Here is a 14,802-nt window from a genome sequence, read left to right on the forward strand (position 1 = left end):
CGCATTCTTATCTTAGACCCAGTTCTCTCAGCACTTCTTGGTATTTATAGAAGTCAATTTTTAGTCCCATACCACCATAATTATCATACTCATCAATCCAATCGTGGTTTTCTGGTATGGTTACTCGTTCAATTCCATTATGTGCATCCAGCAAAATACCTGGACCACGAAGCAACGGAAAAGCTAGTGGGACATTGGTAGAGGTCATAGAGTAAATTTTTCCAAGCGCCTCAGCACCAGAGAATAATTTGGTCGGATTCTGAGCTTGGCTGATAATTGCATCCAAAACCTCTTGTTGCCGCCTTGTCCGTCCAAAATCACCTTCATCATCTGAACGAAAACGAGCATAGTTGAGCAAGGTTTTCCCGTCCATCTGCTGTGGACCGACCTGAATGGTTTGATAAGCTGGTGCATTTTCCTCCAGACGCAGGTCGTTGGGTGCTTCAACAGAAGACACCGTTTCACCATCAATCGTTGAAAATTGAGCATCAATGGTCACACCCGATGGAAAGAGCGTATCAATAGCAGATGCAAAACTCGCAAAATCAACAAGGGCATAGTATTGAATATCAATATCAAAATTTTCCTTCAAAACCTGCCGAATATTTTCAGCCCCAAGACCACCATTTTGCTCACCAAAAGTGTAGGCAGAATTGAGTTTGTAGTCACCTTCTCCACCGATAGTAACCAGCGTATCCCGCATAAAGCTGACAAGTTTTATCTTATTGCTACTATTATTGACATTCAGGACCATAACAGTATCCGTTCGAGTTTCACCGGTACTTTGTCCAACTCGACCATCTGTTCCTAAGATTAAAATATTGATGCCATCCTGTGTCGCCTGACCAGCAAATTGTTCGGTAGCAGGTTTGTTATCCACGCTAATCATCCCTTTGACAAACATAGCGCCCAAGGCAAGCAGCAATATCAGTAGTCCCCAGAAGATAAAACTTAAAAGTCGTTTGAAAAAAGGTTTCTTGGGTGGCTGACTACTACTATCTTCAGTTACTGAAATCGCCTTATTTTTCTTAGACTTTTTTAACCTTTCTTTTCGACTCAAGGTCGGATAGGCTGGTAAGAGATCCTCTTCCTCTACAAGGGGCGCAACCTCTCTCCAAGAATCTTCAAGTGAAAACTCTGGAAGATTAGAAGCCTCCTCCTCAAGTGGCGAAGGCGCAATGACTCGCTCCTCACCCTTTTCAAGATACTCTAAGTAATCCAGCTCCGTCTTTTCCTTCTCGTTTAAGTAGTGAATATTTTTACGCAGGTAGTCCAAGCGTAGCTCTTCATGATGTGATAAGGGATGTTTCGCCATATTCACTCCTTTCTAAGGTTATTACACACTATAAACCTTATAATTTCCTAAAATCTTATAAAAAATCCCTAAACTTTTCAATTCCTCCAAAGAATAGCCAACTAATTTATCTGAATTATTCTCAATATCCAAAATAAAGAAATACTCACCCAGCGCCGTTTTCAGCGGCCGACTTTCAATCTTGGTCAAACCGATTCCTCTCCACGAAAAGACCGACATAGCCTTATAGAGGGCACCTGGCAGATTATCAGGCAGCGTCAGGGCCAAAGAAACCTTCCGATCTGTTTTCCGCAATCCCAATTCAGGCGCAGTATGTCCCAAAATCCAAAAACGAGTAAAATTCTCCGCGATTTCTTGGATGTCTTGGGCAATGACCTGCAGGCCGTACTCTTCAGCCGCAGCGTGCGGTGCAATAGCCGCAAAAGGCTGATCCGCATGCTCCGCTACAAATCGGGCTGCGTAGGCAGTGCTTGCTGTCAATTCCAAACGAGCCTTCGGAAAATGCTCCTGAACATATTTTTTCCCCTGCGCAATGGCCTGCGGATGGGAATAGATGACCTCAATTTCTTTATGAGGCGCTGTCGCTAGCAATTGCTGGGCAATGGGCTGAACCACTTCTGCCACCGCATGGATTTCCGCCTGATGAAAAAGGTAGTCAATGGTCTCGTGAACACTACCTTCAATCGAATTCTCAACCGGAATGACCGAATAGGTCACCAAGTCAGTCTCATAGGCCTTGACGACCTCCGTAATGGTGCCAAAAGCCTGCAAATCCGCCTCCGGAAAGGCCTGCTGGGCAACTTGGTGAGTAAAGGACCCCCGCGGGCCCAAATAAGCTACTTGCATAGAATCTTCCTTGCTACTTGTTCCGGACTGAGTTGGTCTGTGTCAATGACCAGGTCAGCTAGTCCTTCATATAAAGCCATTCGTTCTTGGTAAATGGCTTCAAACTCCTCTCGGCTGTGCTGTAAAAATAAGGGACGTTGCGACTGATAATCTTGACTAATCCGCTCATAAGCTACTGGAAAGGAGGCGGTTAAGAGGACATTGTTGGGTTTATTTTTGAGCAAAACCTCCCTGTTTTTGGCGGATTTGACCACACCGCCACCCGTTGAAACCAAGCAATCATTGGGCAAGTCCATCAACTCTTCCAAGACTTGGGTTTCCAACTGGCGAAAGGCATCTTCACCCTCTGATTGGAAGAAATCCGCAATGGACATCCCAATTCGTCCCTCAATAATCTGGTCCATGTCATAGAGTGGCATATCCAAGAGTTTAGCAGTCGTGGTCTTTCCAACTCCCATAAAACCAAGTAATACGATTGGCATTCTCTCTCCTCCATACTAAGCTTATTTTACTAGACTTTCAAGATGATCAAAGAAGGCTGGGTAGCTGGTATTGATGGCCTCAGCGCGCTCAAGGACAACATCGCCGTCTTGAGCCAAGAGGGCTGCGATAGCTGTCATCATACCAATACGGTGGTCGCCAAAGGTATTAACCGTCGCACCGTGCAAAGGCGTTGGGCCCTCGATAATCATACCGTCAGCAGTCGGCTCAATCTTAGCCCCCATGCTATTCAAGGCATCTGCCACCACTTGAATACGGTCTGTTTCCTTAACCTTCAACTCCTCAGCATCGCGAATAATGGTTGTGCCATTGGCTTGCGTCGCCAAGAGAGCAATAATCGGCAATTCGTCAATCAAGCGCGGAATCAAATCACCAGCAATCTCCGTTCCCTGCAAGCTAGAATACTCAACCGTAATGGTCGCTGATTTGGCAATCTCATCCACATTGGACAAGGTCATCTTGCCACCCATAGCCTTGATGACGTCCAAAATCCCCGTCCGTGTTTCATTGATGCCGACGTTTTCAAGGGTAATTTTTGAACCAGGCACAACCAGTCCAGCCACCAACCAGAAGGCCGCACTGGAAATATCACCAGGGACAACAATTTCTTGCGCTGTAAATTCCTGCCCACCTGTGATACGGATTTCCTTGCCATCAACAGACAAATGACCGCCAAATTGGACAATCATGTCCTCCGTGTGGTTACGAGTGATTTCTTTTTCGATAATAACAGACTCACCTTCTGCCTGCAAAGCTGCAAATAAGAGAGCAGATTTTACCTGAGCAGATGCTACTGGTAATTGATAGGAAATCGGCTTGAGGGACTTGGTACCTTTGATGGTCAAAGGTGGCAAATCACGGTCTGTCTGACCAGAAACGGTTACACCCATTTGGCTGAGCGGCACCGTCACACGATCCATAGGACGTTTTGACAGCGAATCATCGCCAAACATGGTCGCTTCAAACTCTTGACCAGCCAAGACACCTGAAATCAAACGAATAGATGTCCCTGAATTCCCCATATCAAGGTCATTTTTAGGAGCCTGCAAGCCGTCAAAGCCAACACCGTGAACCTCGACCACATCCCCATTATCCTCAATCGTCACGCCTAAATCACGAAAAACCTGCATGGTCGAGAGGACATCCTCACCACGCAAAATATCATGAACACGAGTTACGCCTTTTGCCAAGGATCCAAAAATAATGGAACGGTGGCTGATGGATTTATCACCCGGAACGCGTATCGTACCTTCTAAGGCTCTTGCATTTGTTCTTAATTTCATTTCCATACCTCACATAGTTTCCCTTTCATTCTACCACATTTGCAGAATATTTTCAGATTTTTATGCCATTTTATCTTTGAAAATACCTATATTTGATAAAATTTTCAGAATTTACTGTAAATTTTTCAAAAAACATAGATATGGTTTTAATAATAGCTGCTTTCATGGTATAATAAAAAGAAATTTTATCAATCAAGGAGATTATCTAGTGTTTACACCAATTAGCGAAAAAATTGATATTCAGGATGTAAGAGACCATTCAAAATTATCCCCAGAAACCTTAGACAAAAAAGGAGCGCGCGACCGTGAGTTAGAGGCTATTTTAAAAGGCGAGGACGACCGTCTGCTCTTGGTCATCGGACCTTGCTCTTCTGACAATGAAGAGGCTGTTCTAGACTATGCTCATCGTTTAGCCAAGCTTCAAGAAGAAGTCAAGGACAAAATCTTTATGGTCATGCGTGTCTACACGGCTAAGCCCCGTACCAACGGCGACGGCTACAAGGGTCTCATGCACCAGCCCAAGACCGATGCAGCACCTAGTCTCATCAACGGTATCAAGGCTGTCCGCAACCTCCACTACCGTGTCATTACCGAGACTGGTTTGACGACGGCCGACGAGATGCTTTATCCCGAAAACCTGCCACTTGTTGATGATTTGGTATCTTATATTGCCGTTGGTGCCCGTTCGGTTGAAAATCAGCAACACCGTTTTGTGGCGTCTGGAATTGATGTGCCAACTGGCTTGAAAAACCCTACATCTGGTAACCTCAAGGTCATGTTTAACGGTATTTTCGCGGCTCAGAAAAAGCAGTCCTTCCTCTTCAACAACACAGAGGTTGAAACATCTGGAAATCCGCTGGCTCATGTTATCCTGCGTGGTGCAGTGACAGAAAGTGGCAAATACCTGCCAAACTACTACTACGATAATCTCTTGGAAACCATTGACCTCTACAAACAATTCGGTTTGGCTAATCCATTTATTATCATTGATACCAACCACGATAATTCTGGTAAAAATTATTTGGAACAAATCCGCATTGTCCGTCAAACCCTGATTAACCGTGATTGGAACCAAGAAATCCGTGACTATGTCCGTGGTTTCATGATTGAGTCCTATCTTGAAGATGGACGTCAGGACAACGCCGAAGTCTACGGAAAATCCATTACCGACCCTTGCCTTGGTTGGGACAAAACTGAGGAACTCATTCGAGAAATTTACAACAGATAAATAGATAGGAAACAAGCTATGGGAATTCATCAGCGCAGCACTCGCATCAACATTGAACAAGTTAAAGAATTGTCTAAACTAGAAGGAGACTTCCTAGTTGCCAAAGAAAAACGTGACGAGGAACTAAAAAAAGTCATCCGAGGTGAGGATGACCGCCTCTTATTGGTCATCGGCCCATGTTCTTCGGATAACGAAGAGGCCGTTTTGGAATATGCCCGCCGGCTGTCTAAATTGCAAGACGAGGTCAAAGATAAGATTTTCATGGTCATGCGGGTTTATACGGCTAAGCCCCGTACCAATGGCGAAGGCTACAAGGGACTGGTTCACCAGCCAGATACCTCAAAATTGCCTGATTTGATTAACGGTATTGCAGCCGTGCGCAATTTGCACTACCGTGTCATCACAGAAACCGGCTTGACCACTGCGGATGAAATGCTTTACTCGGCTAATTTCCCCTTGGTTGAGGACTTGGTGTCCTACCATGCCATCGGAGCACGTTCAGTCGAAGATCAGGAGCACCGCTTTGTCGCCTCTGGTATTGACATGCCGACCGGGATGAAAAATCCAACTTCTGGTAATCTGACCGTTATGTTCAACGCCATTTACGCGGCGCAAAACAAGCAGAATTTCATCTACCGCGATGCGGAAGTCGATACAGACGGCAATCCGCTGGCCCATGCTATTCTTCGTGGTGCTAGCACAGAACAAGGCATCAACGAACCCAATTACTACTACGATATTCTCTTAAAAACTATCAAACAATTCCAGAACTTTGGTCTCAAAAATCCTTTTATCGTCATCGACACCAACCATGACAATTCTGGTAAAAATTATCTGGAACAAATCCGTATCGTCCGCCAAACCCTGATTAACCGCGATTGGAACAACGATATTCGCAAGTATGTTCGTGGCTTTATGATTGAATCCTACTTAGAAGACGGTCGTCAGGATAGCCCAGAAACCTTTGGTAAATCCATTACCGACCCTTGCCTTGGTTGGGATAAAACTGAAGCACTGATTCGTGAAATCCATGAAACCCTCTAATCTACTGATACATTTGGGAGGTCTCACATGACGATTGACGGCTATACGCGTCTGGCTGCTGTGGTAGCCAAACCCATTAAACACTCCATTTCTCCCTTCATTCACAATCTTGCCTTTGAAGAAACTGGGGTCAATGGGGTCTACGTCGCTTGGGAAATAGCTGAGCAGGACCTGCCAGTCACACTTGAGAACATTAAGCGCTACGACATGTTTGGTATCAATCTGTCCATGCCATACAAGCAAGCGGTTATTCCCTACCTAGACGAATTGACAGAGTCTGCTCGCTTAATCGGCGCGGTCAATACGGTCATTCACCGCCATGGCCAATTGATTGGACATAATACAGACGGCATCGGATTTTTTAAGAGTTTGGAAAAACAACTGAATTTCCATGTGGCAAACAAAAGTCTCACCATTCTGGGCGGAGGCGGTGCTTCTACGGCTATTATTGCCCAAGCTGCTTTGGACAGTGCCAAGGAAATCAGCATTTTCTGTCGCCAACAAAGTCTGGACAGAACACAAACTACTGCTGACCGTATTGCCCAAGCAACCTGTTGCTCCATTCAGGTATTGCCGATTGACAACCAGGACTTGGTTCAGGAGCATGTTACAAAGTCTGACTTGCTCGTCAACGGAACCAGCGTCGGCATGGATGGTCAGTCTCTGCCAATTCAGGAAACCATTGCATTTCCAAAAAACAGTTTAGTGGCAGATGTGATTTACCAACCTTTTGAGACGCCCTTACTCAAACTCGCCAAGGAACAAGGCATTCCAAGCATCAATGGTCTAGGTATGTTACTCTTTCAAGCTGCTGAGGCTTTTGAGTCTTGGACAGGCAAAGAAATGCCGACGGACTTGATTTGGAAACAATTAGTCGAAAAATATGACATCAACTAGAGAGGACTCAGCATGAAACTAACTGTCAATCTTCCCCAAAATCCCTACGATATTCTCATCGAAAAAGGAAGCTTAGCGCAGGTCGGTGCTTGGGCAAGCTCACTCTGGAAGCCACAAAAAATTGCGATTATTACGGATGACCATGTTGCCTCACTCTATCTGGAAACGGCCAGAGCTAGTCTTGAAAAAGCTGGTTTTGAAACCATCACATTTGCCTTTCCAGAAGGTGAAGCATCCAAAAATCTGGACACGGTCAACCAAGCCTATGAGTTTCTTGTTCAGGAAGGCATGACCCGAAGTGACGGCATCTTAGCCCTTGGTGGCGGTGTCGTAGGTGATTTGGCTGGCTTTGTGGCCTCAACCTATATGCGGGGCATTCATTTCCTCCAAGTCCCAACTAGCCTGACCGCTCAGGTTGATTCGTCTATCGGGGGCAAAACGGGTGTCAACACTCCCTTTGCCAAAAACATGGTCGGTACCTTCTGCCAACCTGATGGCGTTCTCATTGACCCTAACACCCTAGAAACCTTGGGCAAACGTGAATTGATTGAGGGCATGGGCGAGGTTGTCAAATACGGTTTGATTGATGATGTCGAACTCTGGGACCTCTTGTCAGACATGGATGGTTCTACCGAGAGTATTTTGGCCAATGCTGAAACCATCATCTACCGTTCTTGTAACGTTAAGCGCAAGGTCGTTGTCGAGGATGAATTGGATAATGGTGTCCGCCTCTATCTGAACTTTGGTCATACCATTGGTCACGCTATCGAAGCTACTGCTGGTTACGGTCAAGTCATGCATGGTGAGGCTGTTGCCATCGGAATGGTCCAGCTATCACGCGTTGCTGAAGAAAAAGGCCTCATGCCTGCTGGCATTACGGATCAAATTATGGCTATGTGCAAAAAATTTGGACTACCGACCAGCTATCAACCTTGGAATAGTGAGGAACTTTACGCAGCCTTGACTCGCGACAAGAAAGCCCGCGGCAAATCCATCAAGCTGGTTATTGTCCCAACATTAGGACAGGCAGCCATTCACCAAATCCCCATTGAAGAAATGAAAGAATTTCTGAGAAACTAAAAAATGGGAGTGGGAAGACGAACAGTTGATTAGGCCTGGTTAGGAGCGTCAAACGCGAACGAAATGAGGTTGGCTACGCAATCCAACCTTTCACAGTTCTCCAAACTGTGAAAGCCAATCAACCACTGCGTCAATATGTTTTTGCTAATCAAAAAAAAAATGAGGTTGGACTTTATGCCCAACCTCATTTTTCTGTCTTTACAAAATCATTTCGTCATCAGCTATCTTTTCACCGCTGTTTTTATAGAAGAGGTCCATGAGGTGCTGCACGGTCAGGTTCTTCTTCTCCTCACCTTGGACATCGACAACAATCTGTCCACGATGGAGCATGACCAGACGATTTCCGTACTGGATGGCATTCTCCATATTGTGGGTAATCATGAGGGCTGTCAATTTTTGACCTTCAACAATTTTCTTGGTCAAGTCCATCACCATATCACTGGTCTTAGGATCGAGGGCCGCCGTATGCTCATCCAAAAGTAGGACTTTGGGCTTAACCAGCGATGCCATCATGAGTGTCAAGGCTTGACGTTGACCACCCGATAGGAATTGCGTGTCGACCTTCATCCGATTTTCAAGTCCAAGACCAAGTTCTTTGAGAGCTTCTTTAAAGATAGCGCGTTCACTTTCTTTGACACCCCAACCCAGGCCACGAGACAATCCACGACGGTAGGCAATGGCCATATTTTCCTCAATGGTCAAACGAGAAGCAGTTCCCATTTTCGGATCTTGGAAAACACGACTAATGTCTTTTGAACGCTTAGCTGCTGGCACATGCTTAATGGACTTGCCTTCCAGCAAAATGTCGCCAGAATCCACCGTCAAAGCACCAGCAAGTGAATTCATGAACGTTGACTTCCCTGCTCCATTACCACCGATGATGGAAATAAAATCACCTTCTTGAACATCAAGCGACAGACCACGCAGAACATGGTTCTCATTGACTGTACCCGCCTCGAAGGTCTTATGAATATTTTGTATTGATAAAATTGTACTCATCTGAACCTCCTATGCAGTTCCGTTTAATTTTGGACGGCGAATATTGAGCTTCTTCTGCAATTCTGGCACATACAGGACAACTGCCAACAAAATCGCTGAGAAGAGTTTGACAAGGTCCGCATCCATGCCCGGAATTTCCAAAATCGCAAGGATAATCAAGCGATAGATAACCGAACCCAGAGCCACAGATACCAGACGCCATCCCAAACGCAAGTTCCGCAAAACAACTTCTGCGATAATCACCGATGCCAATCCGATAACAATGGTTCCTGTTCCAGAGTTCAAATCCGCATAGCCATTGTTTTGGGTCAAAAGCGCACCACAGAGAGCTATCAGACCATTGGACAACATGTAGCCGTAAATCTTCATCTTGTCCACATTGATACCGTTGGCCTCACTCATGGGAATATTGTCCCCTGTCGAACGAATGGCCAGACCAATTTGCGTGTTGAACAAGAGCGTCAACAGCAGAATGACTGCCATAACAAAAACCGCACCAATCAAGAGAACCGCATTTATCTTAGACAAGCCTAAGTCCTGCAATTGCGTCACCAAGGTCACTTGTTTCAAGAGAGCAACGTTGGCTTTGCCGAGGATTTTCAGGTTAATCGAATATAAACCTGTCAAGGTCACGATACCTGTCAACAGGGCTGGAATTTTCATTTTAGTATGCAAAAGCCCAGAAACCAAGCCTGCAATCATACCTGCAAATAAGGCAAGGAAGGTCGATACAAGAGGATTTAGCCCATTGACAATCCCTGTCGCACAAACTGCAGCACCCAGAGGATAGGCACCTTCTGCCGTCAAATCAGCAATATCTAAAATTCTAAACGTCAAGTAAACACCTATCGCCATAATGGACCACAGTAGCCCTTGCGATATACTTGATAAAATTATATCCACAATTTTCTCCTTAAAAGTTTCATGTTAAATAAGCGCTGAGCACCCACTTCTATTCATACAACATCTCAGCGCAGTGGTTGATTGGCTTTCACAGTTTGGGGAACTGTGAAAGGTTGGAGATAAGGATTGCTTAGCAAGCCATAACAACTTGCGATTTGCGCTCCGAACCTGCCCTAATCAACTGTGCGGGGGCATGACAACGGACTAGCGATGCTAGGTCCTGTCATGCTCCCATTTTTTACTCAGAAACGGATAGTTTTGAGGTGTCAATTCCCAGTTTTTGCGCCATTTCTTCATTGACATGAAGATTGACCGCTTCTGGATATTCTACAGGAACCTCGGTAACTTTCTCGCCTTCGATAATCTTAATGGCCATTTTGGCTGTCTGACGTCCAAGCGCCTCATAGTTGGTACCGTATGTCAAAAGACCACCTTGGTCAACCATGTCTGTTGAACCACCGATAACTGGAACCTTGTGCTCAGCTGACAATTCACCAATCATAGACATGGTCGCAGCAACAGTATTGTCCGTTGGCACAAATACAGCATCCACATCCTTCATCAAGCTCGTTGTCGCATCTTGTACTTCGTTGGAGCTGGTAATTCCTTTCAGTACAACCTTGTAGCCAGCCTCCTTGAGCAATTTCTCAGCTTGTTCTACTTGGACTTCCGAATTGCGTTCGCTCGTCGTGTACAGAATGCCGACTGTTTTAGCATCTGGAACTGCTTGACCCAACAATTCAACCTGTTTATCAATTGGAGCCTGATCAGAAGTACCTGTCAACAATCCACCCGGCTTTTCAAGGCTTTCCACCAAGTCTGCTGAAATCGGATCCGTCACCGCAGCAAATAAAATCGGTGTTTCAGTCGATACCGTTGCCAAACTTTGCGCTGCCGGTGTTGCAATGGCCAAGACAAGGTCATTACCGTCAATCAATTGCTCTGAAATAGTTTGCAAGTTGGCCTGATCACCCTGAGCATTTTGGTAATCCAAGGCCAATTTGTCACCCTCTTTGTAGCCATTATCAGCCAGTTCTGCCACAAATCCTTCGCGTGCCGCCGTCAAAGATTCATGTTCCATGTACTGAAGGACACCAACCTTAACGGCACCTTCTGCCGATTTTTCCTCCGAGCCAGATGAACAAGCTACCAAAACCAGCAAGCCTGCACCCAGCAAGGTTACACTTGTCAATTTTTTTACTAATTTCATTCTCTCTTCCCTACCTTACACGTTTTTACTTTTCTAATGCTTTAATGGTTTCTGGGTCAATCCCTACTGCTACAGCCATTTCTTCGTTGATAGCGATAGCTGCAGTTTGTGGTTTTTGAACAGGCAAATCAGCTGGTTTTTCTCCATCCAAGATTTTGGCAGCCAATTCACCTGCCTGAACACCGATTGCATGGTAATCCACACCGTAAGTGAAGAGAACCCCTTCCAAGTAAGCAGCATCACTTCCGATAGACGGAACTTTTGCCTCCTTGAGCACCTCACCAATAGTTGACGCAGTTGACGCTACGGTATTATCCGTCGGCAGGTAAATGGCATCGACCTTACCAGCTAATGAAGTAATAGCCTGTTGCACATCATTGGTTGTCGTAACAGTTGCGACTTCAACCTTAACCCCCTTGGCCTCCAAAGCTTTCTTAGCTTGCTCAGCCTGTACTTCTGAATTCACTTCGCTTGAATTGTAAAAAATACCAACTGTTTTCGCTGACGGTACGACTTTGAGCAACATATCAATCTGCCCTTCTACATCCGTCGCGTCTATCGAACCCGTCATACTTCCACCGGGTGCATCAAGCGACTCAACCAAACCTGCCTCAACAGGATCTGTAACAGCTGTAAAGACGCTCGGAGTCTCACTGTCAGCATTCAACATAGCCTGAGCTGCTGGTGTTGCAATAGCAAAGTTGAGGTCATTCTTCCCAGCCAATTGCTCGACCATGGTCTGCAAGTTAGCTTGGTCACCTTGCGAATTTTGCAGGTCAATGGTCAGGTTTTCACCTTCCTTATAACCCGCTGCAGCAAGTGCCTCCACAAAGCCCTTCCGTGCACCGGTCAAAGCCTCATGCTCTGCGTATTGGATAATGCCGACTTTTGTCGTCTGGTCATCTGAACCATTTGCGCTACAAGCAGCAAGAGTCACGGCAGATAAAACTGCCACTGAACTAAGAATCAACTTTTTAAATCTCATGATTTATCTCCTTTTAATAATTATACAATGAAGCAATCAAACCAGAAAAAGACCGTCTAGAATCACTCTAAACGGTCCACACTATTCAACTGCATTTTGAAAACAAGATGAATGCTGCGTGCCGTTTAGATGTATCATCTATGGGCACAGGTCAAAACAACTACAGCCACATAGATACAAACCTTACGATTTTGTGTTTGCATCCATGTCTACCATGTCTACAAACACTATCTAAAATAGCCGTAGAAATAAGTATGAACAAGCATAGTCATGCGACCCATTTTCAGCATAGCTTGTTTCCTTTCACTGTTTATTTTGTAACTATCATACCTGTTTTCAAGACTTTTGTCAATAGAAAACTGCATAATTTTTCATCATAATATCATCTTTTTCCAATAAATTTGATAAAAGCTATGTAAGGTATGATTTTAATATTTCTTATGCAGTTTGCAAACGCAAAACAGCAACTTCTTCCTCAGTCAGAGACAAAAGAGGCGCAACTTCTTCATTTGTCATATTTGTGTCAAATAGACGTTGGATAAATTCTGAACGATTAGTTTCAGAGATTTGATTGAATGTTGATGTCATTGTTTATACCTTAACTTTCCATTGGAATGAACCAATAGTATCACACGACATAGAAAATGTAAAACGGAACTGTGAAAATATCCTATAAGTTTTCTTTATATGTTGGAGTATTTTCAAGAAAATTTACAAAAATAAAAGTAAGAAACAACCTACCAACAGGTATTGGCAGGTAGTATTTTATGATTCCGTAGTTTCCTTGGCCAATCGCTCGCGTTCCAAACGAAATTTACGATTGGGGTTGAGTTTATTGAAAAGCTCTTCTAATTTTTCAGCATTCCAAACATCGGCTGCCGAAACAAAATTTCCATCCTTATCCTTGAAGGATATTGGTTTATCACCCATTGCATACCTCCTTGAGGAATAAAATGTAGTCCTGAAACACAAGCTCAGGTTGATGATTATTGAATAATAGCGGGACACTCAGTCTTATGGTCCCGTCCAGTTTCTGGGAGACCAGCTGAAAAAGTCCACTAAACAGGTTACGACACGGAACCCAAATGGGCGATACTACCATTTGGGTGTAGTTAGTAAGGTAGCTAGCCAAGATCCCATAGGACTTGGCGTAGTTTGACTAGCAAGTTAACTTGCAGCCAAACTGCTACGTTAATCAACAAATTCAAATTCAAATTTACCGATGCGGACAGTGTCACCGTCCTTGGCACCGCGCGCACGGAGGGCTTCATCAACACCCATTCCACGCAACTGACGGGCGAATTTCATGACAGATTCGTCACGATCAAAGTTGGTCATGGTGAAGAGTTTTTCAAGCTTGTCACCAGACAGAATCCAGCTAGCATCATCTGCACGGCTGATGTCAAATTCTGGCTCGTCTGGGTTAAAGCCATAATAAGCCTCTTCTTCTTGGAAATCTGATTCATCATAAAGCAAGAATTCTGGCGTTTTCTCTAGCAATTCTGCTGTTGCCTCCAAGAGATTTTCCAAACCTTGGTGGGCAATTCCTGAAATTGGGAAAATCTGTGGCAGTTCGTCAAACTCGTCATAGTTGGCTACCAGCTTCTTCTTGAATTCTTTCAAATTCTCTTCCGCATCTGGCATGTCCATCTTATTGGCAACAATAATCTGCGGACGTTCCATGAGACGAAGATTGTAGGTTTCCAATTCATTGTTAATGGCCACATAGTCTTCATAGGGATCACGGCCTTCGCTGGCTGACATGTCCAGAACGTGCAAGATAACACGCGTCCGTTCAATATGACGGAGGAATTGCGTCCCCAGGCCGACACCTTGACTAGCTCCCTCAATCAAGCCTGGCAGATCGGCAACCGCAAAGGATTCGCCTGATTTAGTTCGCACCATTCCCAAATTCGGTACAATGGTTGTAAAATGGTAGGCACCAATTTTTGGCTTGGCAGCTGTAATAACGCTGAGGAGAGTGGATTTCCCAACAGATGGGAAACCAACCAGACCAACGTCCGCCAGAACTTTTAGTTCTAATTCCAGATTGCGTTCCTCACCTGGTTCACCATTCTCAGCAATTTCAGGCGCAGGATTTTTCGGCGTGGCAAAGCGGATATTTCCACGGCCACCACGACCACCGTGGGCAATGACGAACTCCTGACCGTGCTCCACCAAGTCAGTGATAACCTTGCCAGTCTCCGCATCACGAACGGTTGTTCCCTGCGGCACGCGCACAATCAAATCTTCCGCACCACGACCGTGCATGCCCTTGGTCATACCTTTTTCACCGGCATCCGCCTTGAAAATGCGGTTGTAACGAAAATCCATGAGGGTACGCAAGCCTTCGTCTACCTTGAAAATAACGTGACCGCCATGACCACCGTCACCACCCCACGGACCGCCGTTGGGAACGTATTTTTCACGACGGAAGGCAACCATCCCGTCGCCACCCTTACCTGCCTTGACCTTAATCTTGGCAGTATCTAAAAACATACTCATAATCTA

The 14,802-nt window shown here is 45.1% G+C and carries 15 protein-coding genes; 4 read left to right on the plus strand and 11 right to left on the minus strand.

What is annotated here, in order from left to right; genetic code table 11:
* Positions 1–7: 7 nt before the first annotated feature.
* The 4 genes from ACHBIF_RS02165 to aroA are packed head-to-tail and all read right to left on the minus strand — an operon-like array spanning position 8 to position 3,945.
* On the minus strand, positions 8–1,315 hold the full coding sequence (locus ACHBIF_RS02165) for an LCP family protein (RefSeq protein ID WP_394718353.1): 1,308 nt from the start codon (positions 1,313–1,315) through the stop codon (positions 8–10).
* A 21-nt stretch (positions 1,316–1,336) separates the two neighbouring features.
* A complete protein-coding gene (gene pheA / locus ACHBIF_RS02170; protein WP_394718354.1) occupies positions 1,337–2,161 on the minus strand; it encodes a prephenate dehydratase in 825 nt (274 codons plus the stop codon).
* Positions 2,152–2,643 (minus strand): shikimate kinase, encoded by a 492-nt coding sequence (locus ACHBIF_RS02175; RefSeq protein WP_394718356.1) that lies wholly within the window; start codon positions 2,641–2,643, stop codon positions 2,152–2,154. Before ACHBIF_RS02175 ends, pheA begins: the two co-directional genes overlap by 10 nt.
* Positions 2,644–2,664: 21 nt before the next feature.
* Entirely contained in the window at positions 2,665–3,945 is a 1,281-nt protein-coding gene (gene aroA, locus ACHBIF_RS02180; protein ID WP_394718358.1) for a 3-phosphoshikimate 1-carboxyvinyltransferase, read from the minus strand.
* Positions 3,946–4,153: 208 nt separating this feature from the next.
* On the opposite strand from aroA, the gene ACHBIF_RS02185 reads away from it, so the two are divergent.
* The 4 genes from ACHBIF_RS02185 to aroB are packed head-to-tail and all read left to right on the plus strand — an operon-like array spanning position 4,154 to position 8,194.
* Positions 4,154–5,173 (plus strand): 3-deoxy-7-phosphoheptulonate synthase, encoded by a 1,020-nt coding sequence (locus tag ACHBIF_RS02185; RefSeq protein WP_172062172.1) that lies wholly within the window; start codon positions 4,154–4,156, stop codon positions 5,171–5,173.
* Positions 5,174–5,191: 18 nt separating this feature from the next.
* Positions 5,192–6,217, plus strand: a complete 1,026-nt coding sequence (locus tag ACHBIF_RS02190) for a 3-deoxy-7-phosphoheptulonate synthase (protein ID WP_394718360.1) — start codon at positions 5,192–5,194, stop codon at positions 6,215–6,217.
* A 27-nt stretch (positions 6,218–6,244) separates the two neighbouring features.
* On the plus strand, positions 6,245–7,114 hold the full coding sequence (locus ACHBIF_RS02195; RefSeq protein WP_394718362.1) for a shikimate dehydrogenase: 870 nt from the start codon (positions 6,245–6,247) through the stop codon (positions 7,112–7,114).
* 12 nt (positions 7,115–7,126) lie between these two features.
* Positions 7,127–8,194, plus strand: coding sequence for a 3-dehydroquinate synthase (aroB, locus tag ACHBIF_RS02200; RefSeq protein WP_394718364.1), 1,068 nt, complete (start codon positions 7,127–7,129; stop codon positions 8,192–8,194).
* A 198-nt stretch (positions 8,195–8,392) separates the two neighbouring features.
* Here aroB and ACHBIF_RS02205 read toward each other — a convergent pair whose 3' ends face one another.
* From ACHBIF_RS02205 to obgE, 7 genes are all read right to left on the minus strand, one after another.
* Positions 8,393–9,193: an ABC transporter ATP-binding protein gene (locus tag ACHBIF_RS02205; protein ID WP_105160468.1), complete on the minus strand. Its 801-nt coding sequence runs from the start codon at positions 9,191–9,193 to the stop codon at positions 8,393–8,395.
* Positions 9,194–9,202: 9 nt separating this feature from the next.
* Positions 9,203–10,096, minus strand: coding sequence for an ABC transporter permease (locus ACHBIF_RS02210; RefSeq protein WP_394718366.1), 894 nt, complete (start codon positions 10,094–10,096; stop codon positions 9,203–9,205).
* Positions 10,097–10,334: 238 nt separating this feature from the next.
* Positions 10,335–11,306, minus strand: a complete 972-nt coding sequence (locus ACHBIF_RS02215) for an ABC transporter substrate binding protein (RefSeq protein ID WP_394718368.1) — start codon at positions 11,304–11,306, stop codon at positions 10,335–10,337.
* Positions 11,307–11,331: 25 nt separating this feature from the next.
* The gene (locus ACHBIF_RS02220; protein WP_105110838.1) at positions 11,332–12,291 is read right to left on the minus strand and encodes an ABC transporter substrate-binding protein; all 960 of its coding nucleotides are present in this window, start codon (positions 12,289–12,291) and stop codon (positions 11,332–11,334) included.
* Between the two features lie 438 nt (positions 12,292–12,729).
* Positions 12,730–12,879 carry a hypothetical protein gene (locus ACHBIF_RS02225; protein WP_161497988.1) on the minus strand — a complete coding sequence of 50 codons (150 nt, stop codon included), beginning with the start codon at positions 12,877–12,879 and terminating at the stop codon, positions 12,730–12,732.
* A 177-nt stretch (positions 12,880–13,056) separates the two neighbouring features.
* Positions 13,057–13,221, minus strand: a complete 165-nt coding sequence (locus ACHBIF_RS02230; RefSeq protein WP_394718371.1) for a hypothetical protein — start codon at positions 13,219–13,221, stop codon at positions 13,057–13,059.
* A 261-nt stretch (positions 13,222–13,482) separates the two neighbouring features.
* Positions 13,483–14,796, minus strand: a complete 1,314-nt coding sequence (gene obgE, locus ACHBIF_RS02235; RefSeq protein WP_394718373.1) for a GTPase ObgE — start codon at positions 14,794–14,796, stop codon at positions 13,483–13,485.
* Positions 14,797–14,802 lie beyond the last annotated feature (6 nt).

Source organism: Streptococcus sp. A11 (genome assembly GCF_043674225.1).
Taxonomy (GTDB): Bacteria; Bacillota; Bacilli; order Lactobacillales; family Streptococcaceae; genus Streptococcus; species Streptococcus suis_V.

Coding starts and splice junctions, on each gene's coding strand:
- ACHBIF_RS02165 (WP_394718353.1), bottom strand. CDS start 1,315: ATGGCGAAACATCCCTTATCACATCATGAAGAGCTACGCTTGGACTAC.
- pheA (WP_394718354.1), bottom strand. CDS start 2,161: ATGCAAGTAGCTTATTTGGGCCCGCGGGGGTCCTTTACTCACCAAGTT.
- ACHBIF_RS02175 (WP_394718356.1), bottom strand. CDS start 2,643: ATGCCAATCGTATTACTTGGTTTTATGGGAGTTGGAAAGACCACGACT.
- aroA (WP_394718358.1), bottom strand. CDS start 3,945: ATGAAATTAAGAACAAATGCAAGAGCCTTAGAAGGTACGATACGCGTT.
- ACHBIF_RS02190 (WP_394718360.1), top strand. CDS start 5,192: ATGGGAATTCATCAGCGCAGCACTCGCATCAACATTGAACAAGTTAAA.
- ACHBIF_RS02195 (WP_394718362.1), top strand. CDS start 6,245: ATGACGATTGACGGCTATACGCGTCTGGCTGCTGTGGTAGCCAAACCC.
- aroB (WP_394718364.1), top strand. CDS start 7,127: ATGAAACTAACTGTCAATCTTCCCCAAAATCCCTACGATATTCTCATC.
- ACHBIF_RS02205 (WP_105160468.1), bottom strand. CDS start 9,193: ATGAGTACAATTTTATCAATACAAAATATTCATAAGACCTTCGAGGCG.
- ACHBIF_RS02215 (WP_394718368.1), bottom strand. CDS start 11,306: ATGAAATTAGTAAAAAAATTGACAAGTGTAACCTTGCTGGGTGCAGGC.
- ACHBIF_RS02220 (WP_105110838.1), bottom strand. CDS start 12,291: ATGAGATTTAAAAAGTTGATTCTTAGTTCAGTGGCAGTTTTATCTGCC.
- ACHBIF_RS02225 (WP_161497988.1), bottom strand. CDS start 12,879: ATGACATCAACATTCAATCAAATCTCTGAAACTAATCGTTCAGAATTT.
- ACHBIF_RS02230 (WP_394718371.1), bottom strand. CDS start 13,221: ATGGGTGATAAACCAATATCCTTCAAGGATAAGGATGGAAATTTTGTT.
- obgE (WP_394718373.1), bottom strand. CDS start 14,796: ATGAGTATGTTTTTAGATACTGCCAAGATTAAGGTCAAGGCAGGTAAG.